This is a genomic window from Propionivibrio sp., from assembly GCF_047602565.1.
Classification (GTDB): Bacteria; Pseudomonadota; Gammaproteobacteria; order Burkholderiales; family Rhodocyclaceae; genus Propionivibrio.
In genome coordinates, this window is record NZ_JASGGX010000001.1 from 3972595 (window position 1) to 3998700 (window position 26106).

Annotated in this window: 24 protein-coding genes, 1 tRNA gene and 1 riboswitch; of the genes, 12 read left to right on the forward strand and 13 right to left on the reverse strand. The window is 61.7% G+C overall.

Translation table 11 applies throughout. From position 1 onward, the window contains the following. Positions 1-84 precede the first annotated feature (84 nt). The 7 genes from QM701_RS18745 to QM701_RS18775 all read left to right on the forward strand — a co-directional run bounded on the left by QM701_RS18745 (position 85) and on the right by QM701_RS18775 (position 7131). Positions 85-1083, forward strand: coding sequence for a C4-dicarboxylate TRAP transporter substrate-binding protein (locus QM701_RS18745; RefSeq protein ID WP_415168519.1), 999 nt, complete (start codon positions 85-87; stop codon positions 1081-1083). A gap of 125 nt (positions 1084-1208) precedes the next feature. Further along, positions 1209-1727, forward strand: coding sequence for a TRAP transporter small permease (locus QM701_RS18750; protein WP_415168520.1), 519 nt, complete (start codon positions 1209-1211; stop codon positions 1725-1727). After that, positions 1724-3007 carry a TRAP transporter large permease gene (locus QM701_RS18755; protein ID WP_415166448.1) on the forward strand — a complete coding sequence of 428 codons (1284 nt, stop codon included), beginning with the start codon at positions 1724-1726 and terminating at the stop codon, positions 3005-3007. The genes QM701_RS18750 and QM701_RS18755 overlap by 4 nt, the downstream gene beginning before the upstream one ends. A 71-nt stretch (positions 3008-3078) precedes the next feature. Further along, positions 3079-4143: a zinc-dependent alcohol dehydrogenase gene (locus QM701_RS18760; protein WP_415168521.1), complete on the forward strand. Its 1065-nt coding sequence runs from the start codon at positions 3079-3081 to the stop codon at positions 4141-4143. Continuing rightward, positions 4140-5225: a mandelate racemase/muconate lactonizing enzyme family protein gene (locus tag QM701_RS18765; protein WP_415168522.1), complete on the forward strand. Its 1086-nt coding sequence runs from the start codon at positions 4140-4142 to the stop codon at positions 5223-5225. Before QM701_RS18760 ends, QM701_RS18765 begins: the two co-directional genes overlap by 4 nt. After that, positions 5225-5998, forward strand: coding sequence for an SDR family NAD(P)-dependent oxidoreductase (locus QM701_RS18770; protein ID WP_415168523.1), 774 nt, complete (start codon positions 5225-5227; stop codon positions 5996-5998). Before QM701_RS18765 ends, QM701_RS18770 begins: the two co-directional genes overlap by 1 nt. Before the next feature lie 71 nt (positions 5999-6069). Further along, on the forward strand, positions 6070-7131 hold the full coding sequence (locus tag QM701_RS18775; protein WP_415168524.1) for an Ldh family oxidoreductase: 1062 nt from the start codon (positions 6070-6072) through the stop codon (positions 7129-7131). A gap of 317 nt (positions 7132-7448) precedes the next feature. On the opposite strand, the gene QM701_RS18780 is transcribed toward QM701_RS18775, so the two are convergent. From QM701_RS18780 to QM701_RS18795, 4 genes are all read right to left on the reverse strand, one after another. Continuing rightward, the gene (locus QM701_RS18780) at positions 7449-8726 is read right to left on the reverse strand and encodes a TRAP transporter large permease subunit (protein ID WP_415168525.1); all 1278 of its coding nucleotides are present in this window, start codon (positions 8724-8726) and stop codon (positions 7449-7451) included. 19 nt (positions 8727-8745) lie between these two features. Continuing rightward, positions 8746-9252: a TRAP transporter small permease gene (locus QM701_RS18785; protein ID WP_415168526.1), complete on the reverse strand. Its 507-nt coding sequence runs from the start codon at positions 9250-9252 to the stop codon at positions 8746-8748. Positions 9253-9406: 154 nt separating this feature from the next. Further along, entirely contained in the window at positions 9407-10426 is a 1020-nt protein-coding gene (locus QM701_RS18790) for a TRAP transporter substrate-binding protein (protein WP_415168527.1), read from the reverse strand. 117 nt (positions 10427-10543) lie between these two features. Continuing rightward, positions 10544-11701, reverse strand: a complete 1158-nt coding sequence (locus tag QM701_RS18795; protein WP_415168528.1) for a mandelate racemase/muconate lactonizing enzyme family protein — start codon at positions 11699-11701, stop codon at positions 10544-10546. Positions 11702-11789: 88 nt separating this feature from the next. Between QM701_RS18795 and QM701_RS18800 the strand changes: the two genes are divergently transcribed. After that, positions 11790-12518 (forward strand): FadR/GntR family transcriptional regulator, encoded by a 729-nt coding sequence (locus tag QM701_RS18800; RefSeq protein WP_415168529.1) that lies wholly within the window; start codon positions 11790-11792, stop codon positions 12516-12518. A 207-nt stretch (positions 12519-12725) separates the two neighbouring features. Here the strand turns inward: QM701_RS18800 and QM701_RS18805 are convergent. Continuing rightward, a tRNA-Thr gene (locus QM701_RS18805) sits at positions 12726-12801 on the reverse strand. A gap of 198 nt (positions 12802-12999) precedes the next feature. Further along, positions 13000-13281, forward strand: a riboswitch (cobalamin riboswitch). Between the two features lie 274 nt (positions 13282-13555). Between QM701_RS18805 and QM701_RS18810 the strand changes: the two genes are divergently transcribed. Continuing rightward, positions 13556-15685, forward strand: coding sequence for a TonB-dependent receptor (locus QM701_RS18810; RefSeq protein ID WP_415168530.1), 2130 nt, complete (start codon positions 13556-13558; stop codon positions 15683-15685). 40 nt (positions 15686-15725) lie between these two features. On the opposite strand, the gene QM701_RS18815 is transcribed toward QM701_RS18810, so the two are convergent. Next, positions 15726-16673, reverse strand: coding sequence for an AEC family transporter (locus QM701_RS18815; protein ID WP_415168531.1), 948 nt, complete (start codon positions 16671-16673; stop codon positions 15726-15728). A gap of 219 nt (positions 16674-16892) precedes the next feature. On the opposite strand from QM701_RS18815, the gene QM701_RS18820 reads away from it, so the two are divergent. Continuing rightward, entirely contained in the window at positions 16893-17372 is a 480-nt protein-coding gene (locus QM701_RS18820; RefSeq protein WP_415168532.1) for a VOC family protein, read from the forward strand. A gap of 3 nt (positions 17373-17375) precedes the next feature. Here QM701_RS18820 and QM701_RS18825 read toward each other — a convergent pair whose 3' ends face one another. Then, positions 17376-17543: a hypothetical protein gene (locus QM701_RS18825; RefSeq protein WP_415168533.1), complete on the reverse strand. Its 168-nt coding sequence runs from the start codon at positions 17541-17543 to the stop codon at positions 17376-17378. Between QM701_RS18825 and ycaC the strand changes: the two genes are divergently transcribed. Then, on the forward strand, positions 17542-18168 hold the full coding sequence (gene ycaC / locus QM701_RS18830) for an isochorismate family cysteine hydrolase YcaC (protein WP_415168534.1): 627 nt from the start codon (positions 17542-17544) through the stop codon (positions 18166-18168). The two genes, QM701_RS18825 and ycaC, sit on opposite strands and share 2 nt — an antisense overlap. Before the next feature lie 195 nt (positions 18169-18363). Continuing rightward, complete coding sequence (locus QM701_RS18835; RefSeq protein ID WP_415168535.1) at positions 18364-19683, forward strand: hypothetical protein; 1320 nt, start codon at positions 18364-18366, stop codon at positions 19681-19683. 19 nt (positions 19684-19702) lie between these two features. Here the strand turns inward: QM701_RS18835 and QM701_RS18840 are convergent, their stop codons facing one another. The 6 genes from QM701_RS18840 to gsiB form a co-directional block, all read right to left on the reverse strand. Beyond that, positions 19703-20476 (reverse strand): hypothetical protein, encoded by a 774-nt coding sequence (locus QM701_RS18840; RefSeq protein WP_415168536.1) that lies wholly within the window; start codon positions 20474-20476, stop codon positions 19703-19705. Positions 20477-20710: 234 nt separating this feature from the next. Then, positions 20711-21529: a M55 family metallopeptidase gene (locus QM701_RS18845; RefSeq protein ID WP_415168537.1), complete on the reverse strand. Its 819-nt coding sequence runs from the start codon at positions 21527-21529 to the stop codon at positions 20711-20713. Continuing rightward, complete coding sequence (locus QM701_RS18850; protein ID WP_415168538.1) at positions 21517-22557, reverse strand: P1 family peptidase; 1041 nt, start codon at positions 22555-22557, stop codon at positions 21517-21519. The genes QM701_RS18845 and QM701_RS18850 overlap by 13 nt, the downstream gene beginning before the upstream one ends. Next, on the reverse strand, positions 22554-23441 hold the full coding sequence (gsiD, locus tag QM701_RS18855) for a glutathione ABC transporter permease GsiD (RefSeq protein WP_415168539.1): 888 nt from the start codon (positions 23439-23441) through the stop codon (positions 22554-22556). Before gsiD ends, QM701_RS18850 begins: the two co-directional genes overlap by 4 nt. Positions 23442-23448: 7 nt before the next feature. After that, entirely contained in the window at positions 23449-24369 is a 921-nt protein-coding gene (gene gsiC / locus QM701_RS18860; protein WP_415168540.1) for a glutathione ABC transporter permease GsiC, read from the reverse strand. 157 nt (positions 24370-24526) lie between these two features. Further along, entirely contained in the window at positions 24527-26080 is a 1554-nt protein-coding gene (gene gsiB, locus QM701_RS18865) for a glutathione ABC transporter substrate-binding protein GsiB (RefSeq protein ID WP_415168541.1), read from the reverse strand. Positions 26081-26106 lie beyond the last annotated feature (26 nt).

Here is a 26106-nt window from a genome sequence, read left to right on the forward strand (position 1 = left end):
GGTAGCCGTTGTCCGAGATGTGGCCGACAACAGCAAGATCGGATTCCTTTGTTCGTCAAATCAATCAAGGAGAGGGGAATAGTGATGATTTCAGGGTGTGCCAAGACATTGATGGCGGGGATCGCCGGTCTGGTTTTGTGCCTGGGCCACAACGTCGCGCAGGCGGCAGACGTGATCAAGATCAAGATCGCCTACGGCAACAACATCGGCGAACCGAACGACAAGGCGGTGCGCGAATGGGGCCGGCTGATGAAGGAGCGCAGCAAGGGGCAGGTCGAGTTCCAATACTTCCCGAGCTCGCAACTCGGTTCGCAGAAGGACGTGACCGAGCAGCTGACCATCGGCTCGAACGTGATCACGATCTCCGACGGCGGCTTCCTGATGGATTACGTGCCGGAGTTCGGCATTACCTTCCTGCCGTACATCTTCGACACGAAAGAGGAACTGTTCAAGCTGGCGGATAGCGACCTGTTCAAGGAAATGTCGAAGAAGCTTGAAACCAAGGGCCTGTACATCGTACATAGCAAGTGGATCTACGGCGTGCGCAACATGCTGGCGACCAAGGCGGCGACCAAGCCCGAGGATCTCAAGGGCCTGAAGATCCGCGTGCCGAACATCCGCCTGTCCAACGAGATGATGAACGCCATGGGCGCGACGGCGACGCCGATGCCGCTGGCCGAGGCCTATCCGGCGCTGATGCAGGGCGTGATCAACGGCGCCGAGAACCCGATCCCGGTGCTCTACGGCGGCAAGATGTTCGAAGGCGCCAAGTTCCTGCTCATGACCCGCCACCAACTCAACATGTCGTCCTGGATCGCCGGCACCGACTTCATCAAAAAACTGCCGCCCGAGATCGTGCAGATGCTCAAGGAAACGGGCGAAGAAGCCGGCAAGTTCCTCGACAAGGAGAACGAGATTGCCGACAGGGACGCCGTCAAGAAGATGGAAGCGGCCGGCGTCAAGGTCGTCGAAGTGGACCGCGCCGCGTTCAAGACCGCGATGAAGGATTTCCCGAACCGTTTCAGCAAGGAATTCCCGCCTGAAGTGATGAATCGCCTGTACACCATCATCGGGCACAAATAACCTGTCTCGTACCGCCCCTCGCGATTCTCCTCGGACGAGGGGCGGCGAATAAACACCTTGCTCTTGCCGGACGGCGGATGCGAGTCCCGTCGGGGGCGTTTGTCGCCGGCAAGCGGGAAAGTTTCATGGAAATATTGAGAAGCATCTATAACCTGATACGGAAGTTCGACAGCTTCCTTGGCATGGCGGCGATGGCGTTCATCATTCTGCTGGCGTGCGCCAACGTGTTCATGCGCTACGTGGTGGGGCAGCCGTGGGGGTGGGTGGAGGAGGTGACGGTGTTCACCTTCGTCTGGCTGACCATGCTCGGCGCCTCGGCGGTGGTGCACGTCGAGGGGCATTGCTCGATCGACGTGCTGGTACGGCGCTGTTCGCCGCAGTGGCAACGCATCACCGGCCTCGTCGCCGACGTGGTGGTGCTGGTCACGCTGGTCCTGCTCATCTACTACGGCATCCAGCTGACCATCAAGGGCCAGACCAAGCTCACCCCGATCCTCGGCATTCCCTACAGCTACGTCGACGCCTCGATCCCGGTCAGCTGCGCGTTCATGTTGATGTATTACGGGCGGATGTTCTGGAACAGCCTGCGCGGCAAACAGAACACCCCCGCGCTCGATGCAGACGCCCCGGAGGTCGCATCATGAGCGTGCTGATCGCCTTTCTGCTGATGCTGGCGCTGTTCGCCATCAACGTGCCGGTGGCCTTCGCCGTCTGCGCGGCGACCTTCGCCTACTTCTTCATCGCCCAGGACATGTCGGCGGTGATGGTCGTGCAGCGCATGATCGGCGGCGCCGACAACCTGCCGCTGCTGGCCATTCCCTTCTTCATGATGCTCGGCTCGATCCTCAACTACACCGGCATCACCAACCGGCTGCTGATCCTCTCCGACGCCCTGTCGGGGCACATGCGCGGCGGCCTGGCGCAGACCAACGTGGTGCTCGGCGCGCTGATCGGCGGGCCGTCCGGCGCGGGCCTGGCGGACGCGGCGATGATCTGCAAGGTGCTGGTGCCGGAGATGTGCAAGAACGGCTACAGCCGTCCGTTCGCCGCCGCGCTGACCTCGGCCTCGGCGCTGCTCGGGCCGATCCTGCCGCCGGGCATCGGCCTGATCATCTACGGCTTCGTCTCCGACACCTCGATCGGCAAGCTGTTCATGGGCGGCATGGGGCCGGGCATCCTGTGCACGATCCTGCTGATGGTGGCGGTCGACTACGTGGCGCGTAAGCGCGGCTACAAGCCGACGCGGCCGAAGATGGCCGGGCTGAAGGAAATCGGCAAGGCCTCGCTCGACGCCTTCTGGGGGCTGATGCTGATGGTGCTGATCCTGGGCGGCATCCGCTACGGCATCTTCACGCCGACCGAGGCGGGCGCGGTGACCTGCATCTACGCGCTGATCGTCGGCTTCGCCTACAAGGAGACGAGCTGGGCCGACGTCAAGACGGCGCTGGCCGAATCGGCGCGGGCCAACGGCTCGATCATGCTGATCCTGATGGCCTCGGCCGGCTTCGCCTGGATACTCACCTGGGAAGGCGTGGCGGCGCAGACGACGGAACTGCTGATGGGCCTCTCCGACAGTCCGACGGTGTTCCTGCTGATCATCAACGCGCTGCTGATCCTGGTCGGCATGTTCCTCGACGGCAACGCGGCGATCATCGTGCTCACCCCGCTGTTCATGCCGACGGTGCACGCCTTGGGCATCGACCCGGTGCACTTCGGGATCATGATGATCTTCAACCTGTCGATCGGTGCCATCACGCCGCCGTTCGGCACGACGATGTTCCTGACCTGCAACCTCACCGGGGTCAAGCTGGACGAGTACATGAAGGAAATTCTGCCTTTCTACGTCGCCCTCGGCGTGACCCTGGCCGTCACCACCTTCTACCCGCCGCTCTCCCTGGTGCTGGCCAACTGGGTGCCGATGTAGCCAGCGAACGTCATATATCGAAAATCTGGAGAAACCATGAAATCAAATTCGGAACGATGCAGGAGGCCGCTGTGAAACGCTTTCGCCTTCACGGGTCCCGCTCACTGAAGCTCGACGACCTGCCGGAACCGCAAATTGGCCCGCACGACGTATTGGTCGCGGTCAGCCACGTCGGCATCTGCGGATCGGACAAACATTATTACGCCCATGGCCGTTGCGGCACATTCGTTCCCAAGGCGCCGTTTGCATTGGGCCACGAGTTCTCCGGAATGGTCGCCGCGGTCGGGAGCCAGGTCGGAACGGTCGCGGCCGGCGATCGCGTCGCGGTCGACCCGCTTCTGGCATGCGGCCGATGCCCCATGTGCCGGGGCGGGCACGCCAATCTCTGCCCGGAAAAACGTTACATGGGGTCGGCGGCAGCATGGCCTCATGTCGATGGCGCGTTGGGCGAGAAGGTCTGCGTTCCGGCGGACAACGTGCATCGCTTGCCGGATTCGATCGGTCCGGAGACGGCGGCGTTGATCGAACCGGCTGCGGTTGCATTCCATGCCGTTCGACGTGCCGGCAACGTTGCCGGCGCCGATGTGCTCATCGTGGGCGGGGGCGCGATCGGCCAGTTGATCCTGCGCATCGCACGGGCTCTCGGGGCAGTACGCGCTGTCCTGGCCGATCCGCTCGAATACAACCGGGTCGTGGCGACGAGAGGCGGGGCCGACCAGGTGGTCAATCCTCTGGCCAACGATGCCGTAGGGCAGTTGACGGCGCCCGCGCCCGGCGGATTCGACGTCGTCTGGGAAGCCGCTGGTGCGGAAAGCGCCCTCGGCATGGCGATCGAACGGGTGCGCAAAGGCGGGGTAGTGGTTCAGGTCGGCACCTTGCCGGATTCGGTAAGCATTCCGGCGAATCTGATCATGGCCAAGGAAGTCGACCTGCGCGGTTCGATCCAGTACCACAAGGCGTTTCCGGAAGTCATGGCGCTGCTGGCTTCGGGGAAACTGAAGATAAATGACCTCGTCACACATCGCTTCCCGTTTGCGGAAGCCCCTGCCGCCCTCGAGTTCGCGCTGACGAGCCGGGATTCGATCAAGATTCTCGTGGCTATGCCGCGAGACAACACGGAGACAGCAAAATCATGAAGAACCAGCATCAAATCAGGGACATTCGATTCTTTCGCGCGAAATCGCCGGTTTCGCAGCCGATCGCTGATGCGACCCACAGCATTTCCGATATCGACTTCTTTGTCACCGAGATCGAGACGGCCGCCGGCGTGATCGGTCAAGGGTATCTGCTGTCGTTCCACTATTTTCCGCGCGCCGTGACGGGCGCCCTGTTCGACGTGGCCGACTTCGCCAGGCAGTACTCAGTGTTCGAGACGGTGAGGATGGCCAAGGACTTCGCGGTCGAAAGCGAGTATTTCGGCAACAACGGTCTGCTCAAGTGGATTCAGGCATCGATCAACATCGCCATGTGGGACGCCTGGAGCAAAAGCATCGGCCAGCCGATATGGAAAGTGCTGGGCAGCGGCGTCCGCGCCGTGCATGTGTATGGCTCCGGCGGATGGCTGTCCTACAGCGACCAGGAACTGGTCGACGAGGTTGTCCGCTACCAGAAGCGCGGGTTGCAAGCGGTGAAGATCAAGGTCGGCGCCAAGGAACCGGGACGCGACATCCAGCGTTTGCGCAAGGTACGCGAGGCTGTCGGGAAGGAAATGAAGATCATGATGGACGCCAACCAGGGCATGGACGTTCCTTCCGCCATCGCGTTGGCGCGCGAAGCATACGACATCGGAATCACGTGGTTCGAGGAGCCGGTGGTGCACACCGATTTCGCCGGATACGAGATGATCCGGGCGAAGACCGGCATTTCGCTGGCGATGGGGGAACGCGAGTTCGATCTGGAAGCGCTCAAGGCGCTGATTGCGCGGAATGCGCTCGATCTCTGGCAACCCGACCTGTTGCGCATTGGAGGCGTAGAGCAATGGAGGGACTCGGCGGCGTTGGCGGCGGCGCATCACATTCCCGTTCTGCCGCATTACTACAAGGACTACGACGTGCCTCTGCTGTGCACGATCCCTAACGGTTACGGCGCCGAATCGTTCGACTGGATCGACGGGCTGATCGACAACCCGATGCCTATCGTCAACGGTATGGCGCATCCGCGCCTGGGCAACGGCTGGGGCTTCTCGTTCCTGCATGACAAGATGACGGAGATCAAGTGATGCGGCCGGAAACGCAGGAAGCCCTTTCCCGCTTCAGCCTGGAGGGCAAGCGGGGGATTGTCACCGGAGGGTCCTCCGGGCTGGGGCTGGCGATCAGTCGGTTGCTGGCCAGGGCCGGCGCGGATGTCTTCGTCGTCAGCCGCAGCGGGCGCGTCAAGACAGAAGGCTGCGGGCCCGATCCGCAAGGCATTCACCATATGGCGGTCGACGTCGGCGACAGTGCTGCCATGGCGGACGCCATCGTGGAGATCGGACAGGGAGGACTGGATTTCCTCGTCAACAACGCCGGGATTACGCTGAAAAAGCCGGCGGAAGAGGTTACGGCGGCCGAGTTTCGCTCAGTTCACATGGTGAATGTCGATGCCCTGTTCAACCTGTGCACGCTCGCATTCCCATTTCTGCGGCAGTCGGCCGGGGTCGGGCGAATCATCAATATTTCGTCGATGGCCGCCCACCTGGGGTTCTGTGAAGTCGTTCCGTATTGCAGTTCCAAAGCGGCCGTCGTCGGCCTGACGCGAGGGCTTGCGGTCGAATGGGCCGAACGGAACGTCCATGTGAATTCGGTGGCGCCCGGGTGGTTCCCGTCCGAAATGAACAAGCAGGTGCTCGACCCGGAACGGCAACGGAAGATCCTTGGACGGATGGCGCTCCACCGCTATGGGGAACCGGACGAATTGGCGAACATGATCCTGTTTCTCGTGTCCCCCGCGGCAAGCTACATAACCGGGGCTGATTTCGCCGTTGATGGAGGTGCTCTTGCCTACGGATACTGAGCATGCCGATAGCTGATTGCGTTAGCCATCAAGGAAAGTCATGGTATTTCCACTTCTCAGGATGATTTGAAATGACTCAAAAATTTTCGGTTTCCGAGGTCGTCAGTTTCGTCAGTTCAATTCTTGCCAGAAAAGGACTTAGAACCGATTTAGCCAAGTGTATGGCTGAAGTACTGGTTGAAAGTGATCTGCTTGGGCATCGTACTCATGGCCTGGCCCTCCTCAAGACATATATCGAAAAGATTGATGACGGCTCCATGAGCACTGACGGAGAAATTAGTATCCTTTCGGATTTTGGATCAGCATTTTCCTGGGATGGAAACAAACTCCCCGGAGCATTCGTTCTCAAGAGAGCAATGGAAGAAGCGATTGCTCGCACCAATGAGCATCCTGTCGTCACGGCAACGATATCGGAGTGTTTTCATATTGGATGCCTGCAAGCCTACTTATTTCAGGCTATTGAAAACGGGATGATGGTCATCATCACGGCAACCGATCCGGAATCACGTTCAGTGGCCCCTTATGGTGGAACAAAGGGGGTTTTGACAACGAACCCGATTGCCTTTGGCATCCCGACAATGGGAGATCCAATCCTTGTCGATATCTGCACTTCACTTGTCAGCAACGCTGCTGTCAGGCAGCATCAGGCAAACGGAACGAGGTTTTCTTCAAATTGTCTGCTCAGCTCCGAAGGCGTTCCAACGAACGATCCCAACGTGCTCAATACCACTCCTCCCGGGACAATACTTCCGATTGGTGGGGCTGAGTATGGATATAAAGGGTTCGCCCTTGGACTTTTTGTTGAAGCAACTGCATTGGCGCTCAGTGGATATAACCGAACAGTAAAGCATGAGCTATTTCGCGAAGGGGTATTTCTGCAGTTGATTAACCCTGAGAAATTTGCTGGAGGTGGTTCATTTCAACAGGCGATGACAGCGCTGTCGGATGAATGCAGAGCATCGGGAGTAGCGGTTGCCGGTTCGCCTCCTGTCCGCATGCCAGGTGAGCGTGCTTTAGAACTTAGAAAAGAACAACTCGTGAATGGACTCGATTTGCCGCCCAATGTTGTTGATGAGTTGTCTCGATGTGGCAATGCCTTGGGTATCGAATTGCCTAGGCCTTCGTTTATCTGATACGGCTGCAATCCTGTGATGCCCGCGGCTGACGTTAGACAGGGAATCGTCCCACAGAATACCGGGACAAGCCTGTGGATAAGGACTGGAAAACGTGCCCAGCCCATTCAAGGAAAAGAGAATTTCAGAAGTGCTCTGAAAATAGGCAGTTGCCACTGCAATACGCTCCATTGATTAGGTATCTTGGACGCTGGCAATAACCAAGGCGATGCCTCTGCGGCGTACACCTTGGTTATATTCGATGCGCCGCCAGCGGCTTTCTAGAAAGGCTGTTCAATGTCCCGCAATGGATGTATCTATTACTGCCCCCGGTCTTCCTACATCAACCACTTCGCCGGGACGGTAACGAGCTTCGGGAAGAAGACGAGGAGGAACATGAGCGCAGTCTCGGCCACGAGGAAAGGCCAGACACCCTTGATGACATCATCGAGCTTTTCCTTGGACACCCCCGCGACGACATTAAGGACAGTTCCGACGGGAGGAGTGAGCAGGCCGATGGCATTGTTCATGATGAAGAGCACACCAAAATAATACGGATCAATACCCGCCAGCTTCACTACCGGTACGAGGATCGGGCCCAGGATCAGCACTGTCGGCATCAAGTCCAGCGCCGTCCCGACGATAATCACCAGAACCGTAATCACAAACATCAGCAGGATCGGGCTGTCCATGAACGGCTGCAACAAGGCCACCGTCTGTGCCGGAATATCCGCCACCGTGATCAACCAGGCCGAGACCATTGCGCAAGCTACCAAGAACATGATCGTACTCGACGTTTTCAAGGCCGCCAGCATCAACTCCGGCACCTTGCGGTAATCGAGTTCGCGATAGACGAACAGGCCCGTAAAGAGCGAGTAGAAAACGGCGACGACGGCGGCCTCCGTCGGTGTAAATACCCCGGCCTTCATACCGCCGATGATCACGAACGGCAGAACCAACGCCCATACGCCGTTGCGTAACGCAGTCAGAAAACGGCCAAGTGCGAAGGCATGCTGGCTGCCGCCCGGCTCTTTCTTGGCGACGATCCACCATGTCGTGGCCAAAGTCAGTGCCATCAAAAAGCCAGGGAAAATCCCGGTCATGAACAGCTTGGTGATCGACAGCTGGGTCGTTACGCCAAAGACTACGAGCGGAATCGATGGCGGAACGACGGGCGCGATGCAGCCCGCCGAGGCGATCAGTCCGGCTGAACGTGGCACGTTGTAGCCGGCGTTACGCATCATCGGGATCAGCAACGCTGCCACGGCAGCGGTATCGGCAACCGCCGAGCCGGAGATGCTGGCGACCACGGCGGCGGTGATGATGGCCACGTAGCCGAGCCCGCCGCGTACATGTCCGACGAGCGCATCGGCGACCTCGACAATGCGTTGGGACAGACCGCCGGCGTTCATCAACTCGCCGGTAAGCATGAAGAACGGCACCGCCATCAACGGATAGTTGTTGGCGCCTTCGAGCAGATTCTGAGCGACGATCTGTGTATCGAAGTTGTCCATCTGGAGCATGAGCGCCACGCCGCAGATGAGCAGGGAAAACGCGATCGGCGCGCCCAGAGCCATGGCTCCGAGCAGGGAGAAGAGGAAAGTTGCGATAGTCATGTCGTCATCCTCACGCCGCTCATTCGCCGACGCTGCCGCTAAACGGCACCAGTTCGTGCGATTTCATGCGTCCGCTGACCAGCCGCCACAGCCCGTAAGCCAGCACCAGAGACATGCCGACGCTGGCAATGAGCAACGCGGACTGGACAATGCCCATGGGGATGCCGGTGACCGGGGCGTGGTCATCCATGCCGATGACCATCTGTTTCCACGTGCCGTTGGCGAGCAGCAGGCAGCACAGGAGGGTGAGGGCGTCCGCCAGGAAGCGACAGACACGCTGGCCTCGCTCGCCGAACTTGTTGACGACACTGCTCATGCCGAGGTGACCATGATCCTTCATGACGATGAGCGCCCCGATCAGGGTCAGCCACATGAACATGAAGCGCGAGATTTCCTCCGAGAACACGATCCCGGAATTGAATCCGTAGCGCAATACCACGTTGCCGAACACCAGCACGGCCATGATGCCGAACATCCCCACCAGTATCCATTCGACGATTTTTGTCAGTTTCTCAAGAAAACGCATTTCCTCTCCTGTTGCATATATCGGTCCGTACGATCGAAATCGGCAGTCCTTCAAGAACCACAACACGCGTCAACACAGCTTGATGACAGTGATATGGAAAACAGAGCAAAACCATCGATTCAGCGCCGATGGTTTTGCCTGATGACGGTGACTCTCAACGTCCGCGCACAGCAGCGATTTCCCGCTGGGCCTGTTCGACCACGGCCGGCCCGATCTCCTGCTTGTAACGCTCGATGATCGGTTTGGTGCGTTCGCGCATTTTCTCGATTTCCGCCGGCGAGACGTTCGTAATAGTCATCCCCTTGCTTTTGAGATCTTCGAGTAGCGTGTTGGCAAGTTTGCGGTTGAAGTTACGTTGATAGTCCCTCGCCTCGTAGCATCCCTTGCGCAACTGCTCGCGTTCATTGCCATCCAGCTTGTCCCAGAGCGACTTGCTCACCAGGACCACGAGCGGCGCATAAGCGTGGTTGGTCACGCTGAGATATTTCTGCACCTCGAAGAATTTCGAGGAATGTGTGTTCGCCAGCGGATTTTCCTGTGCATCAATGGCTTTTGTTTCCATGGCTGAATAGAGTTCAGTAAATGGCATGGGAATGGCATTGGCGCCAAGTGCTTTGAACGAATCAATGTAAACGGGGTTTTGCATTACCCGAACCTTCAGTCCGGACAAATCATCCACCGTCGATACGACGCGTTTGCTGTTTGTGACTTGCCGGAATCCGTTTTCCCAATAACAAAGCCCGATCATGTTCTTTGACTGAGTCAAATCGAGGAGGCTTTGTCCGAGCTTGCCGTCGAGAACAGTGTCAACTTCCTTTTCGTTCTGGAAGAGGAAAGGCAGGTCGAACAGTTGAAATTCCTTGATGATCGTCGCTACGGGAGCGCTCGAAACGATCGTCATCTCCTGGACCCCGCCACGCACCGCTGCAATCATCTGGGTGTCTGAACCAAGCTGGCAGGCGTGGAAGATTTTGGGCTTGATCTTTGCTCCGCTGATTCGAGTCATGACCTCGGCAAACTTGATTGCCCCTTGCCCAATGGGATGATCCTCCGGGACACACGTTCCCAGTCTGATATTACGTTCGGGTGCGGGTTGCGCTGCGGCGGTCGAGCAATAACTTGCGGCGAAGACAGCGATTACTGCCAATGCGGAATTACGGATGCAATGTGCCATGAGAGTCCCCTTGTTGAGTACGACGGATAGGTCTTGGTTAATCTGCTGCTAGTCAATCGTTCATGCTGGTGAAAGGATCGCGTGGCCCGGTTCCAGGGCCATCTCGATACGAGATATTCAGTGGCCCGACGGGCCTCTTTCGTATCGGGCGATAACCTCTCGATTGATTTCGATGCCGAGTCCTGGCCCCGATGGAATTTCCACTTTTCCATCACGCATATTGATCGCACCAAAAATCAGATCCTGCCTAAAGGGATGCGATGACTGGTCGTATTCGAGCATAGGCTCGATCGGCTTGAGCGCCAGGGGAGCCGGTGGAATCGTCGCAATGAATTGAAGTGCTGCCGCAAGCCCAATGCCCGACCCCCAGACATGGGGGATCAAGGAGAGATGCCAGGCTTGTGCCAATGCGCTGATTTTCCGGCATTCGGTAAAACCACCCGCGGAACACAAGTCGGGCTGGAGAATATCGACCGCGCGGGTTGATACCCATTCACGAAAGCCTATCTTGGAGAATTCGCTTTCCCCAGCCGCCAGATAGATGTTTGTCAGGGTTTTGAGCTCCCTGTAACCCTCGACGTCTTCAGGGGAAATGGGCTCCTCGAACCAATGGATATTGGCCGGTTCTATGGCCTTGAGAATTCTTCGGGCTGCACCGACGTTATAGGCTTGATTGGCATCGATCATCAGTTTTGGCGCACTTCCGATACCTTCGCGTACAGCATGAATGTATTCAATATCTTCCTCGACGCCGAAACCGGTTTTCAGTTTCATTGCCTTGAAGCCTTTCGCCAAATGGCTTTGCGCTTCTTCGATGGCGGCCGCCGGATAATGCTTTCCCCGAACGCGATAGAATCCCGTCGCGTACGGCTCGATCTCGGTCCGATAGACGCCGCCAAGCAATTTGCAGATCGGCTTGCCAAGCGCTCGGCCCAGGCAGTCCCAAATTGCTATGTCTACCGCGGCGATCGCATTGAGCGCCGCGCCCTTTTGACCGAAGGGGCGCGTGAGGTTGTACATCTCCTCCCATAACACATCAACGTCGAATGGATCACGTCCCAGAACGATCGGCTTTAGAGCCGCCAATACGACAGCTTCCGCAATCTCGGGAGGTTGCAGTCCGTGGCAAAGCGATTCCCCCCATCCGGTGATGCCTTCGTCAGTGACGATTTCGACTATCATGGTGCTTCTTTTTGTTACCCATCCCATTGAAAATGCGAATGGTTCTTCCAGCGGTACAGATAAAACGTGAGTCTTTACATCCATGATCTTCATGAACATTTCCTTGCGTGGCGGAGACTGGGTGTGCGTAAAGTGATATAATATTACTTTTCGAATTTCAAGTAAGATAATATGACTATTTATGGCTAAGTCAACACTTTTTTCGTCCGCTTTTTCGTCCGCTCGAACGACCTCCAAAAACGCTCAGGTCGCCAGCGATATCGGGCAACGGATCATTCTTGGGCAGTACCCGGTGGAAACGACACTCCCCCGAGAAGCGGATTTTTTAGCGGAATTTGGAGTAAGCCGGCCGGTGCTTCGGGAAGCGATCAAGACGCTCGAATCAAAAGGGATGGTTGAATCACGCCAGCAACGAGGCATCACGGTATTGCCTCGCGACAGATGGAATTTTCTGGATGTAGACATCCTTGGCTGGATCATGCGCACGCATGCCGACCCGCAAATGTTGGTTCGCCTGACCGAGGTTCGGATGATTATCGAGCCCGGTGCATGCATGCTTGCCGCCAACTGTGCGACGCCGTCGGGGTTGAGCCGAATCGAAGACGCATGGCACCGCATGAATGCTTATGTCAATGATGACAAGCTCTACGTCGAAGCCGACCGCGACTTTCATATTGCGATTTTGATGGCCTCTGGAAACGAATACCTTGCCGCCTTCGGAACTGTAATCTCCGCTGCTCTGATGAGCAGTTTGCAGCGTACCAATCCGATCGAGAATAATCAGAGTTCACTGCCGTGGCATTACAGCATTCTCGAGGCATTACGAAGCCGGAACGGCGTCTTGGCAGCCCGTGCGAGCCGGAAACAGATCAAGGCAGCCTTGTCTCTGTTGCAAACTGAACAAGATTGATCCGCAGCCCGGGCCTGAATGAGCACATCACGTATTCAGGAGTCACCAGGGCAACCCGCGAATGACTGGGATAACGCGGAGCAAGACGAGTAGCCGTTGAGGCTCCATTCTTGTGGCGGCGAAGCGTGCCAGCTGTGCCACGAAGCCTGGAAATAAAAAAGCCGCTCGGTGGCGGCTTCTTGTAATTCGCTGATTTTCCTGGTTTTTTGGTGCCGCTGGGCGGAATCGAACTGCCGACCTTCGCATTACGAATGCGCTGCTCTACCGACTGAGCTACAGCGGCATCAAGCAAAACCAGACAACTGCGAGCCGCGCATTATATCAACGCGGGCGGGTGATGCAAAGCTCTTTTGACCATGGAATTCATGATCAAAGGCGTTTCGCAGAATATCCCCGATTAGTCGACCGATAACATATCTTTACAGCTCTTTCCTGGCAGGATTAGAATCCCTTACTGTTGCCATGGTTTCTTGTCACGGCAACCGAATCATAAGCAATAGGTGCCGTGCCGCCGCGAAATTTCGGTGGCAGGGCTAAACGGGAACAGGGTGCGCGTGTGACACATGTCCGCGCAAGGCCCTGACTGCCCCCGCAACGGTAAGCAAGCGTAGGCGCGCTAGGGCCGTTCCTTTGGAACGGCCAGTCACTGGATCATGCGAGGTACAACGCCCCGGCGTCGTGCCGGTGATCCGGGAAGGCAGCGCGCTCCGGCATTTCAGCCGGCTTGCGAGTCCGGAGACCGGCCTGTTGTTCGACTGCCCGCGCGGCCCGATTTCCAGCCGCTCGGGTCATTGCAACAGACTGTCTGCGGGGAAGCGGGCGTCGGCAATCGTCATCGCGGCTTTTTCCGCGATTCAGATGGCTGTCGTTCACATGCGGGCGGTCTTGACCGGAGCCTGTCATGCGACACAAAGCGTCTCACCGCAACACCCCGAAATCCCTGAAACTGATTCCTGCCGCCTTGCTGTTCGACGGGCGGGGTCGGCCCGCTGTGGGCGCAGACCGCGGCCGATCCGGCGTCCGAGACCCTGGGCGAAGTGGTCGTAACGGCGTCGCGCTTCGAGCAGAACTCGCTCGAAGCCCCGGCGAACGTTTCCGTCGTCAACGCGGAAACCCTGGAAAAAACCGGTGCGGCGCGCCCGACGGACGCCTTGACCGCGAGGGTTCCGGGATTCTATTTCCGCGGCCCGACGGGCAGCGCGGACCGCATCGTTACCGGCTCGAACCATTCGCTGCGCGGCCAAGCCCTGAGCCGGGTGAAATTCATGCTGGACGGGATCAGCCTCGCCGACGGGAATTCAGGCCAGAATCGCAGCCTCGTCGGCATCGACATGGACGACATCCAGCGGATCGAAGTCGTCCCCGGCGCTTCTTCGGCGCTCTACGGCAGCGACGCGATCGGCGGCGTGGTCAACGTCATCACCAAGATTCCGACGAAGCGGGAAGTCAACGCCAAATACGTCCACGGTTTCGACGAAGTCAAACGCGACGTTTATTCCGCTTCCTACCGTGACCGGGCGGATAACGGGCTGGCCATATCGTTATCCGCCGGTTACGAGGAAAGGGATGGTTCCGCGCAGCAAAACCAGGTGTGGAGCACGACGGCTTCCTACAAGGCAAGACATCCCAAAGAGGTATCGACGAATACGACGGGAGCGCCCTACTACCTGATCGGCGACGCCGGCGCCATTCCCACGCGCCTCTCCCGCGCGAGCGGCAAGCTCTTTTACGAACTCGACGCGAAGTCGAGGTTTTTCGCCGGCTTCGGCTATTACGAGGTCGAGCAGGGATACAGCCAGTTTCACCAATACGTCAGCGGCGCGCCGGTTACCGGCTCCACGCTGTGGAATACCAGCAGTCCGATCCAGACCAAGGAATCCCGTTATTTCGGAGGCTATGACGGCAAGCTCGGGCAGGACATAGACTTGAAGGTCAATTTGAGCTACGCGGACCAGGATTACTACTACGTCAGCGCGGGAAGCAGCGCCCAGATTTCCTCGGGGGCGACGACGTTCAAGGGCGGCCTCGGCAGCCAGACCCTCACGCCGTCGACCAACCTCGAAGGCTCGGTGCAGCTCGGCTTCGGCCTCGGCCAAAGCCAATACCTGATTCTCGGACTTTCTTCCACGAGCAACGAACTGGACCGCAAAGCCTATAGCGTCGGCAACTGGCGCCATCCGGAAGACAGCCATCTCAGCCTGATGGACAAGACGGACGCCACCAACCGGATCGACGCCTTTTTCCTCCAGGATCAGATTTTCCTGACCGACGCGCTGACGGTCTATGCCGGCGGGCGTTACGATCGCTGGACGACCGACGGCACCGTCTGGAACAGCCTCGGCACCGTCAAGACGGACGCTTCCAGCTCGGCGTTTTCGCCCAAACTGGCCGCTGTCTATCGGCTGTCGGAGACCTTGAGCCTGCGTTCCTCGATCGGCCAGGCGTTTCGCGCGCCGACCAACAACGACCTGTACGCGGTCAGCATCAGCACCAATCGCCTGCTGGTTCCCGACCCGCACGTGAAGCCGGAAAAAGCCACGTCGATCGATTTGGGCGTCGAAAAGGCGCTGCCCGGAAACGGCTTCGTCAAGGCGGCGATATACCGCACCGAGCTGAAAGACATGCTCTACCGCAAGTTGACGCCGTATGACGGCGCGTACGATTACCTGGGCGGGGCGGTCGCCAACGGCACGGTCAAGTACTACTCGACGATGGCGAACGCCGGCGAATCGGTGACGAAGGGCCTCGAATTGTCGGGAGAAATGCCGGTTGTCTCGTGGCTGCGCGCGTTCGCAAGCTACACCTACACCGACGCGAAAATCACCAAGGACGATACGGGCATTACCTCGCTCAAGGGAAAAACCGTGCGCTACGTGCCGAAGAACATGGCCGCGATCGGGCTCGACGCCAAATTGAACGACTGGTCGGCGAATCTGATGACGACGTATATCGGCAAGCAGTACGCGAACGAGGACAACAGCGACCACGTGAAAGACGTTTACGGCGGCACGTCCAAATACTGGCGCTCCGATCTGAGGATCGGCTACCAGCTCGATAGAAACTTCAAGGCGACGCTGGCGATCAACAATCTGTTCGACAAGAAGTATTACGAGTACTACCTGATGCCGGAGAGAAACGTCTCGCTGGAGCTGCGTGGAAACTTCTGAGGAATGATGGGGAGGCCTGCTGAAGGGCTGGCCGCTCCGCCTATGCCGCCGAAAGACGGAACACGAATACCAGGTACATGGCAATCCCGACGAGGGCGTTGATGACGAAGGCGTTGCTCGCGATTTCCATGTCTTCCTTGCTCCCGTATTCGCCCACGAAAGCGGTAAGCACCACCGACCCGTGCTGGGAGAGCATGGTGAAGAAGGCATAGTCGAAATACACGTCGCCGCCGGCGAAGCGATCCATGATCAGGAATTTGAACAGGTAGCCTATGCTGAACGTCAGGCCGTAGCGGACCCCCACCAGCGTGAAGCTTTCCCGTATCTGCGCTCTGTCCGTCAGCCGGATGCGATACCCGACGATAAGCATGGTCAACACCGAGGTTACGGAACCGAGTTTCGCAATGGCGTCGATGCAGCCACGGCTGACGACATTGGCGAGCAGAACGTCCTTCATGTCCAGGAATTTGATCGCCAGTGCCAGAAAAATCATGACGAATAACGGAGAAACCAGCGTGCGGCCGACATTCGCAAGCGAGGTTTTTTCGTTTTTCAGATAGAACTTCGCGGTGGTCAGGAAGATCAGCCCCACGAAGACCTCCTGCCCCAAGCCGATGGCCACCAGACTATCCATGTTCTCCTCGCCGAACACCGTGGAGAACAGGGGAATCGCCATGAAACCGAAGGCGAAGGCGCAGTGGAAAAACGGGAAGAACCGCCGTTTCAGATGGAAGGCCTTGTAGATGATCCATCCCGCGGCCAGCAGGACGCACTGCATGGTCGCAAAGCTCAGGGCCAGCCAGAAGTGGCTCGGCCGGATATTCAGGTTCAGGAAGGTGGTGAAAATGACGCATGGCACTAAAAGATTCGCCACCATGTTCGTCACTCGCTGAATGGCCACCTCCTCGAAATACTGTACGCGCCGCAGGACGGAGCCCAAACCGATCAGAAAGAGTATGGGCATGATGTTGCCGACAAGGGAATGCACCGGAGTTCTCCCGAAAGGCTGGGGCAATCCGCATGCGATTGACGCCGTTCCCCGCCCAAGCTTGTAAGGTGGCCATTTTATTGATTCGAGGCCGGTGGCTTCAAGGGCGATTCCTGCCCATCGTGCGGCACGCCCCCGGAGAAATCGTGGCACTGCCTCACGGCCCGGCGGTCTAACCGCGCGTGACGGCGCATGCCTACTCCGGCTTGGAGGTCGAAAATGGTCAGCAAGAACACGATTTGTCTCTGGTACGACGGCACCGCCCTGGAGGCTGCGCAGTTCTACGCCGGGACGTTCCCGGACAGCGCGGTGCGCGCGGTCCATCGCGCGCCCGGCGACTACCCGGCCGGCAAGGAGGGCGACGTCCTCACCGTGGAGTTCACCGTGATGGGCATTCCCTGCCTCGGCTTGAACGGCGGGCCGGGAGTCGAGCACAACGAAGCGTTCTCGTTCCAGGTGGCGACCGACGACCAGGCCGAAACCGACCGTCTGTGGAACGCGATCATCGGCCACGGCGGTCAGGCCAGCGTCTGCGGCTGGTGCAAGGACAAGTGGGGCATTTCGTGGCAGATCACGCCGCGCGTCCTCACGGCCGCGGTCACCGACCCCGACCGCGCGGCGGCCAAACGCGCCTTCGAAGCGATGATGCAGATGGACAAGATCGACATCGCCGCGATCGAAGCGGCCCGGCGCGGCTGAGGCTCACGGCGCGTCGGCCGGCGCCGCGCCGATCAACGATTTCAACAGCGGCCGTTGCGGCCGGATGCGCGCCTGATGCCGATGACGGCCCGGCGTCCCCGCCAGGGTCGCTCCGGCATCGGTGCCATGCCCTGACAGCCATTCATCGCCCTCTCGAAGGAGAAGCACCATGTCCAAACCCTATACCCGTCTCGACAAGAACGCCGCCGCCGTGCTGCTGGTGGACCACCAGACCGGCCTGCTGTCCCTGGTCCGCGACATCGATCCGGACAAGTTCAAGAACAACGTGCTGGCGCTGGCCGACATCGCCGCCTACTTCAAGCTGCCGACCATCCTGACCACCAGCTTCGAGGACGGCCCGAACGGGCCGCTGGTACCGGAATTGCAGGAGCAGTTCCCGGATGCCCCCTACATCGCCCGGCCCGGCCAGATCAACGCCTGGGACAACGAGGATTTCGTCAAGGCCGTCAAGGCGACCGGCAGGAAGCAGTTGCTGATCGCCGGCGTCGTCACCGAGGTCTGCGTGGCGTTTCCCGCGCTGTCCGCCATCGCGGAAGGCTTCGAGGTCTTCGTCGTCACCGACGCCTCGGGCACCTTCAACGCACTGACGCGCGATGCGGCCTGGCAGCGCATGGCCGCGGCCGGAGTCCAGCTGATGACCTGGTTCGCCGTGGCCTCGGAACTGCATCGCGACTGGCGCAATGACGTGGCAGGTCTGGGCGCACTGTTCTCGGCCCATATCCCGGACTACCGGAACCTGATCACCAGCCACACGCAGCTGACGCAGTCCAAATAATTGCCGCCCTGCGGGAGGCGCGGCGCAACCCGGTCGGCGTGCGCTTCCAGCGCGGAGTGCATCCCGACGGTCGGGCCGCGGCCCTGCGGAACGCCGCCGATCGGGTGCCGCGGCATCCTCGCGTCTCGGAAAGGCTGAACGGAATCCCCGGAATCTGCAAGAATACGGCCTTTGCCTGACCGAATGAACCACGGAATGTTTACCGCGCCGGAATCCGGCCTCCCGGAAAATCCGTCGAGAAATGGCCGCGACGCGGCCGATCTGCTGAACCGCGGCTGTTTCTGCCGCACGGTCGACCACGCGGCGCTGCGGCGCGGGCTGGAGAGCGGATCGGGCACCTCGTACGCCGAAATCATGGCCACCCGCCCGAATCTGTTCTCGGATACGCGGGTGTTCGTCCTGCAGGCGCATCTCGATTTCATGGCCGAGCTGATCCGCGCCGTGGAACGGATCGTCGCCTTGCCGGCCTGGCGCGAGCGCGTGCTTGCCTATGCGCCGGCGACCGCCCGGCATGAGCCGCAGGCCGCCGGCGTCTTTCTCGGCTACGACTTCCATCTCGACGCCGCGGGTCCGCGCCTGATCGAGATCAATACCAACGCCGGCGGCGGGCTGCTCAATACCCGGCTGCTCGACGCGCAGCTGGCGTGCTGTCCGGAGGCGGTCGGGCGGGGCGCCGACCGGCATCGCGTGGAGCAGGACTTCGTCGCCATGTTCCGCCGCGAATGGCGGTCGGCGCGCGGCGATGCGCCGCTGCGGCGCATCGCCATCGTCGACGAAACGCCGGCCGAGCAGTTCCTCGCTCCCGAATTCGAGCTGTTCCGGCAGCTGTTCGAGGCGCACGGCATTGCCGCGACGGTCGCCGCGCCGGAGGAACTGGCGTTCGACGGCGGACGCCTGCTGTGCAACGGGCAGGTCGTCAACCTCGTGTACAACCGGCTGACCGATTTCGCCCTAGAAAGCGGGAGCAACGCGGCGCTGCGCGCGGCCTATCTGGCCGACGCCGCCGTGGTGACCCCGCATCCGCGCGCGCATGCGCTGTACGCCGACAAGCGCAACCTGACGGCGTTGTCCGATACGGCGTGGCTGCAGTCGATCGGCGTGGCCGAGGCCGACCGCCGGCTGCTGCTGGCCGGCGTGCCGGAAACCCGCGAGGTGACGCCGGACAACGCCGCCGCGTTCTGGACCACGCGCAAGCGCTGGTTCTTCAAGCCGGAGGCCGGGTTCGGCAGCAAGGCGACGTATCGCGGCGAAAAGCTGACCAGGCGCGTGTTCGAGGAGATCGCCCAGGGCGGCTTCATCGCCCAGGCGCTGGTGCCGCCCTCGGAACGCCGGCTGCTGGTCGACGGCGTCGAGCACCGGCTCAAGCTCGACCTGCGCAATTTCGTCTATCGCGACGAAGTGCAACTCGTCTCGGCACGCCTCTACCAGGGCCAGACGACCAATTTCCGGACGCGCGGCGGCGGTTTCGCGGCGGTGTTCGCGGTGGGCGAGGCGGGCTGCCCGTCCTGCCTGTGAGTCCGGCGGGGCCGGCACGTCAGGACTTGCGCAGCCGGACCCGCAGCCAGGCGACGCCGCCCTGGATCGCCAGCGCGACGGCGACGGCCAGCAGCAGGGTCGGCCAGATGCCGGCTTTTTCGATGAGCCGGGCGGTGATCAGGAAGAACACGGCAAACGAAAACAGCCCTTGCAGCATCCCCTTGAGCACGCGGATCGCGGCGGACGCGCCTTCGAAATAGTGGGCGAAGACGGCGAGGATCAGCGCGTAGAGCGGAAAGGGTGCGAGCAGGCCGGTCATGTGCGGGCCGAGCTGTTGCGACGCCTCGGTCAATCCGACCACGAACAGCGTGGCGACGATCATCCGCGCCGGGATGTCCCAGACCGGCAGCGGCTTGATCCGGGGAACGCCCGCCGGGGCGGCCGGCATGGCGTAGTAGATGGCGGCGAGGCCGGCGATGGTCAGCGGAAAGAGCCACTCCACGGGCGGGCGGAAAACGTTGAAGAAGGCGGTCGCCAGGGCGAAGACGCCGAGGCTCCACGCCAGCGTCGCGGGCCAGCGGCGGCGCCGGCACAGCCAGCCGTACCCCAGGCAGACCAGCGCCTGCGACAGCGCGCCGGACATGATGCCGAGCGAGGCTTTGGCGGCGAACGCCGGGCCGTCGTCCACCGCCAAGAACATGACGATGGGACCCGAGGTGAGCGGCAGGCCGACCAGCCAGCCGCTGATGAAGGCGCCCCAGCGGCGTCCCGCCAGGCTGACCATGCCGATCAGCGCAGGTGTGAGGACGAGCTTGAGGGTGAAAATGTCCATGCCGGATCGTTATTGTGCGCGGTCTGCCCGGTCGATCTGGAAGAAGGGGGCAGACACGCCGAAGCGCGTTATTTTACCGTGCCCGCCGCGTTCGCAGTAGGCTGGGCAGCGGCTTGCTCTCCCTCCCCTTCAAGGGGAGGGCTGGGGTGGGGATGGGGTCATAGCCTCGCGCCGCCACAACCCCATCCCCCACCCAGCCTCCCCCTTGAAGGGGGAGGAGTTAACGTATCCCTTTCAGTTCAGCGCCGCAGCCATCGCCGACAGGCAGTTGAGCATGCGCACGGCGTGTTCGACCGAGGCGGCGGAAAACTCCAGCGTGACGCCGTCGACGCGCTCCAGCGCCGGCCACTGGCAGAACAGGTCGGCGTGGGCCGGTGTCTGCGCCTGCAGCCGCGCGCACACCGGAAGTTCGAGGCGCAGCGGCGCGGCCGCGCCGAGGACGGCCATGGCCTGCCGGGCGCCGGCCCGGATCGCCTCGCACGTCGCCTGCGGCGAGAGCGAGACGGCGCTGTGCCGGCCGGCGGCCTGCTTGGTCACGGCGAAGACGCAGTGCGGGAACAGCGGCCGGGTTTCCTCGGCGAACACGTCGTCGCCGCTGGCGAAGACGACCGGCACGCCCATTTCGCCGGCCAGCGCGCCGTACAGTCCGGCTTCGCCGAACTCCTGTCCGTTGAGCCAGACGCGGGCGAAGGCCGAGCTGTTGATCGTGTGCGCCAGCACGCCGCGCGCCTGCGCCCGGGCGTGGAAGCCCACCAGCATCACGCCGGCGCAGTCCGCCTCCAGCCCGCCCATCATGCCCAGCGTGCGCGGCTTGCCGTTGACCAGCCGGGCGCGCGGGTCGAGTTCGTCGGCCAGCAGGTTGCGGTAGGTGCCGTGCGAGTCGTTGACCCGGACCTCGGTGGCGCCACCGTCGAAGGCGCCGCAGATCGCCGCGTTGGCCTCGCGGGTCATCCAGCGCCGGGCGCGCTCGTATTCGGCGTTGCCGGCCCGCGTCTGCTCGGGATGCACGACGCCGGCGACGCCTTCGATGTCGGTGGAGATCAGGATGCGCATGGGTTGTCCTCGTCGGGAAGCCGCCGCAGGATTTCCCGCAGCGTATGGCGTTTATGCCCGTCGCGGCCGCGCACCGGCTCGGCGTGCCACAGGGCATGCACGATGGCCTGTTCGGTGGCGTCCGCCGCGGCCTGGAACAGCGGGTCGAGCCGGGTTTCGTGCAGCATGGCCGGCGCCGGCATGGGCCGGGTCGGGAGATGGGGGAGGGTGTAGGCGGTGGAGAAGGCCAGGGCGATGTCGCCGCTGCCGTGGCCGAACACCGAACCGGTGCGCGCGAGGCCTGCCCCGGCGCGCAGGGCCAGGCGGCGCAGCTGGCGCGCGTCGAGCGGCGCGTCGGTGGCCAGCAGCATGATGATCGAGCCCTGTTCGGGCGCGTCGTCGTCGCGCCGCGTCCGTTCGGTCAGTTTGCGGCCGAGCGGATGGCCGGCCAGCGTCAGCGTCTCCAGCCGGCCGAAATTGGCCAGCACCAGCGCGCCGACCGTGTGTCCGCCGGCGCGGCGCGAGGCGGTGCCGATGCCGCCCTTGAGCTCAAACGCGCTCATCCCGCGCCCGGCGCCGACGCTGCCCTGGACGAACTCGGCGGAGGCGCATTCCAGCGCGGTGCGGTAATGCGCCTCGGTGACGGCCAGCGCGCGGATGTCGTTGAGATAGCCGTCGTTGCATTCGCAGACCAGCGGGTTGAGCGTCGCCCATTCGCGCCCGAGCCTGGGATGCGCCGCCATCGCCTCGCGGATCTGCGCCTGCATCACCGCGCTGACGCCGAAGGTGTTGGTCAGCGCGATCGGCGTTTCGAGCACGCCGAGTTCGTCGACCTGGATCAACCCCACGCTCTTGCCGAAGCCGTTGATCACCGCCGAGGCGGCCGGCACCTTGTCGAGGAACGGGTCGCCGGCGTGCGGCACGACGACCGTCACGCCGGTCTGCACGGCGCCGCGGTCGAGCGTGACGTGGCCGACGCGGATTTCGCCGACGTCGCTGATCGCGTCGCGCGGGCCGGAGGGCAGGATGCCGATGCGGGGCGGGTTCATTTGCGGTCGATCTTCGGGTCGAGGGCGTCGCGCAGGCCGTCGCCGAGGAGGTTGAAGGCCAGCACCGTCAGGAAGATGGCGATGCTTGGGAAGATGGCGATGTGCGGCGCATTGACCATGTCGGCGCGCGCGGCGTTGAGCATGGCGCCCCATTCCGGCGTCGGCGGCTGCGCGCCGAGGCCGAGGAAGGACAGGCTGGCGGCGGTGATGATCGAGGTGCCGATGCGCATCGAAAAATAGACGACGATCGACGAGATCGTCCCCGGCAGGATGTGGCGCACCAGGATCGTCCAGTCGGACGCGCCGATGCTGCGCACCGCCTCGATGTAGGTCAGGTGTTTCAGCGCCAGCGTGTTGCCGCGCACCAGCCGGGCGAAAGCCGGGATGCTGAAGATCGACACGGCGACGATGACGTTGCCGATGCCGTTGCCGAGGATGGCGACGACGCCGATCGCCAGCAGGATGCCGGGGAAGGCGAACAGCACGTCGCAGATGCGCATGGTGACGCGGTCCCACCAGCCTTCGTAATACCCGGCCAGCAGGCCGAGGCTGGTGCCGACCAGCGCGCCGAGCGCCACCGAGACGATGCCGGAGGCGAGCGAGATGCGCGCGCCCATCAGGATGCGGCTGAAGATGTCGCGGCCGAGCGAGTCGACGCCGAACCAGTGCTTGAGCGACGGCGGCGCGTTGAGCGCGTCGTAGTCGAAGAAGTTCTCCGCGTCGAAGGGCACCAGCCACGGCGCCAGCAGGGCGACGACGATCAGGAAGATCACGAAGTACCCGGCGATCACCGCCAGGTGCTGCTTCCTGAACTTGCGCACGAATTCGGTCCAGGGCGTGCGCACGTCCTGGGCAATGGGGGCGGCGGCAGTCGTCGTGTTCATCGCGCGCTCATTTGTAGTGGATGGTCGGGTTGATCACGGCGTACAGAATGTCCACCACCAGGTTGATCAGGATGAATTCGAGCGAGAAGAGCAGCACCTCGGTCTGGATGACCGGGTAGTCGCGCATGTCGACGGCGTCGACCAGCAGGCGGCCCATGCCCGGCCAGTTGAAGACGACCTCGACGACGATCGAGCCGCCGAGCAGGAAGCCGAACTGCAGGCCCATCATCGTCACCACCGGGATCATCGCGTTGCGCAGGCAGTGCTTCAACACCACCACCGGCTCGCCGACGCCCTTGGCGCGCGCGGTGCGCACGAAGTCCTCCTGCAGGATCTCGACGAACGAGGCGCGGGTGAAGCGCGCCATCACGGCGGCCACCGCCGCGCCGAGGGTCAGCGACGGCAGGATGTAGTGCCTCCACGAATCCGCGCCCATCGACGGCAGCCAGCCGAGCTGGACCGAGAACACCTGCATCAGCAGCATGCCCAGCGCGAACGCCGGGAAGGAGATGCCGGAGACGGCGAGCGTCATGCCCAGCCGGTCCGGCCAGCGGTTGCGCCAGACCGCGGAAACGATGCCGATGCCCATGCCGAAGACCACCGACCAGCCCATGCTGGCCAGCGTCAGCCACAGCGTGGGCAGGAAGCGCTCGGCGATTTCCTGGCTGACCGGGCGCTTGCTGCGCAGCGACCTGCCGAATTCGCCGCGCAGCGCGTTGCCGAAGAAGGTGACGAACTGCACGTGCAGCGGCTTGTCCAGGCCGAGGTCCTGGCGCACCAGCTGCACCGTGGCCTCGTCGGCCTCCGGCCCGGCGGCCAGCCGCGCCGGGTCGCCGGGCAGCAGGTGGACGAACAGGAAGACCAGCACCGCCACGATGAGCAGCGTCGGGATCAGTCCCAGCAGGCGTTTGAGGACGTAGTTCAGCATCTTGGTCCGAGATGAAAATTCGACTGCGACAGGCGTCAATCGGTGTTGCTCCTCCCCCTTCAAGGGGGAGGTTGGGAAGGGGATGGGGTTGCGTCGTCTCAGGCAACGACCCCATCCCCACCCTGGCCCTCCCCTTGAAGGGGAGGGAAGGGACTGCTTACTTCACGTCGATGTCGCCGTAGTCGAACGAACCGTCGGGCATGACGTAGATGCCGCTCAGGTTCTTGGCGCGGGCGTAGAGCACCTTCTCGGTCACCAGGAAGGCCCACGGCGCGTCGTCCCAGATCTGCTTCTGGGCGGCCTTGTACAGCTTTTCCTTCTCGGCCGCGTCGGTCGTGTTCAGCGCCTTGGCGATGTTCGCGTCGACCAGGTCGTTCTTGTAGTACGCCGTGTTCAGCAGCTTCGGCGGGAAGGCCTCGGAGGCGAGCAGCGGACGCAGCGCCCAGTCGGCCTCGCCGGTCGAGGACGACCAGCCGATGTAGTACATGCGCACCGGCGCGGCGTCCGGGTTCGGCTGGCTTTCCACGCGCTCGACGCGCTGGCCGGCTTCCAGCGCCTGGATCTGCACCTTGATGCCGACCTGCGCCAGCTGCTGCTGCGCGAACTGGATGACCTTCTGCGACGTCGAGTTGTTATAGGCCGACCACAGGATCGACTCGAAGCCGTTCGGGTAGCCGGCCTCGGCCAGCAGCTGCTTGGCCTTGGCCGGATCGTACGGCCACGCGCCGAACTTCTCGGCGTATTCCACGCCCTGCGGCACCACGCCTTCGGCCGGCACGGCGTAGCCGGAGAAGGCCACCTTGACCAGCGCCTCCTTGTTGATCGCGTAGTTGACCGCCTGGCGCACCTTGGCGTTGTCGAACGGCTTCTGCCGGGTGTTCATCGACAGGTAGCGCTGGATGATCGACGGCCCGGCGACCACGTCGATCTTCGGGTTCTGCTTCAACTGCTCGGCCTGCTCGTAGGGCAGCGTGAAGGCGAAGCTCACCTCGCCGGTCTGCAGCACCGTGGCGCGGGTGTTGTTGTCGACCACCGGCTTCCAGGTCAGCGAGTCGACCTTCGGCAGGCCCTTCTTCCAGTAGCCGTCGAATTTCTTCACCTTCAGGTAGTCGGTCTGCTTCCATTCGTCGAAGACGAAGGGGCCGGTGCCGACCGGGTGGAAGGCGATGTCCTTGCCGTACTTCTGCAGCGCGGCCGGCGAGATGATCACGCCCGACGGGTGCGCCAGCACGTTGATGAACGGCGAGAACGGCTCCTTGAGCGTGAATTTCACGGTCTGCGCGTTGACCGCCTCGGTCTTGGCGATGCGGTTGAACAGCGTGTAGCGCTTCAGCTTGTTGTCGGGGTTGGTGACGCGGTCGAAGTTGGCCTTGACCGCGGCGGCGTCGAAGGCCGTGCCGTCGTGGAACTTGATGCCCGGGCGCAGCTTGATGGTGTAGGTCAGGCCGTCCTTGCTCACCTGGTAGCTCTCGGCCAGCACGTTGATCAGCTTCATGTCCTTGTCGAAGCCGAACAGGCCCTGGTAGAACGATTTCGCGGCGGCCATCGACAGGGTGTCGTTGGCGTCGTACGGGTCGAGCGTGGTGAAGGTGGAGTTGACCGCGAGCACCACGTCCTTGGCGGCGAAGGCCGGGGCGCTCAGGGTGGCGGCCGCCAGCGAACCCGCGATCAGCAGGTGCCGGAAGCCCGGCAAACGGGGAAGTGAATTCATCGATTCGTCCTTTATCAAAAGCCCGC

Bases quoted from the DNA above. Each gene is read 5' to 3' on its own strand.
- QM701_RS18745 (WP_415168519.1), top strand. From the start codon at position 85: ATGATTTCAGGGTGTGCCAAGACATTGATGGCGGGGATCGCCGGTCTG.
- QM701_RS18750 (WP_415168520.1), top strand. From the start codon at position 1,209: ATGGAAATATTGAGAAGCATCTATAACCTGATACGGAAGTTCGACAGC.
- QM701_RS18755 (WP_415166448.1), top strand. From the start codon at position 1,724: ATGAGCGTGCTGATCGCCTTTCTGCTGATGCTGGCGCTGTTCGCCATC.
- QM701_RS18765 (WP_415168522.1), top strand. From the start codon at position 4,140: ATGAAGAACCAGCATCAAATCAGGGACATTCGATTCTTTCGCGCGAAA.
- QM701_RS18770 (WP_415168523.1), top strand. From the start codon at position 5,225: ATGCGGCCGGAAACGCAGGAAGCCCTTTCCCGCTTCAGCCTGGAGGGC.
- QM701_RS18775 (WP_415168524.1), top strand. From the start codon at position 6,070: ATGACTCAAAAATTTTCGGTTTCCGAGGTCGTCAGTTTCGTCAGTTCA.
- QM701_RS18780 (WP_415168525.1), bottom strand. From the start codon at position 8,726: ATGACTATCGCAACTTTCCTCTTCTCCCTGCTCGGAGCCATGGCTCTG.
- QM701_RS18785 (WP_415168526.1), bottom strand. From the start codon at position 9,252: ATGCGTTTTCTTGAGAAACTGACAAAAATCGTCGAATGGATACTGGTG.
- QM701_RS18790 (WP_415168527.1), bottom strand. From the start codon at position 10,426: ATGGCACATTGCATCCGTAATTCCGCATTGGCAGTAATCGCTGTCTTC.
- QM701_RS18795 (WP_415168528.1), bottom strand. From the start codon at position 11,701: ATGAAGATCATGGATGTAAAGACTCACGTTTTATCTGTACCGCTGGAA.
- QM701_RS18800 (WP_415168529.1), top strand. From the start codon at position 11,790: ATGGCTAAGTCAACACTTTTTTCGTCCGCTTTTTCGTCCGCTCGAACG.
- QM701_RS18820 (WP_415168532.1), top strand. From the start codon at position 16,893: ATGGTCAGCAAGAACACGATTTGTCTCTGGTACGACGGCACCGCCCTG.
- ycaC (WP_415168534.1), top strand. From the start codon at position 17,542: ATGTCCAAACCCTATACCCGTCTCGACAAGAACGCCGCCGCCGTGCTG.
- QM701_RS18825 (WP_415168533.1), bottom strand. From the start codon at position 17,543: ATGGTGCTTCTCCTTCGAGAGGGCGATGAATGGCTGTCAGGGCATGGC.
- QM701_RS18835 (WP_415168535.1), top strand. From the start codon at position 18,364: ATGTTTACCGCGCCGGAATCCGGCCTCCCGGAAAATCCGTCGAGAAAT.
- QM701_RS18840 (WP_415168536.1), bottom strand. From the start codon at position 20,476: ATGGACATTTTCACCCTCAAGCTCGTCCTCACACCTGCGCTGATCGGC.
- QM701_RS18845 (WP_415168537.1), bottom strand. From the start codon at position 21,529: ATGCGCATCCTGATCTCCACCGACATCGAAGGCGTCGCCGGCGTCGTG.
- QM701_RS18850 (WP_415168538.1), bottom strand. From the start codon at position 22,557: ATGAACCCGCCCCGCATCGGCATCCTGCCCTCCGGCCCGCGCGACGCG.
- gsiD (WP_415168539.1), bottom strand. From the start codon at position 23,441: ATGAACACGACGACTGCCGCCGCCCCCATTGCCCAGGACGTGCGCACG.
- gsiC (WP_415168540.1), bottom strand. From the start codon at position 24,369: ATGCTGAACTACGTCCTCAAACGCCTGCTGGGACTGATCCCGACGCTG.
- gsiB (WP_415168541.1), bottom strand. From the start codon at position 26,080: ATGAATTCACTTCCCCGTTTGCCGGGCTTCCGGCACCTGCTGATCGCG.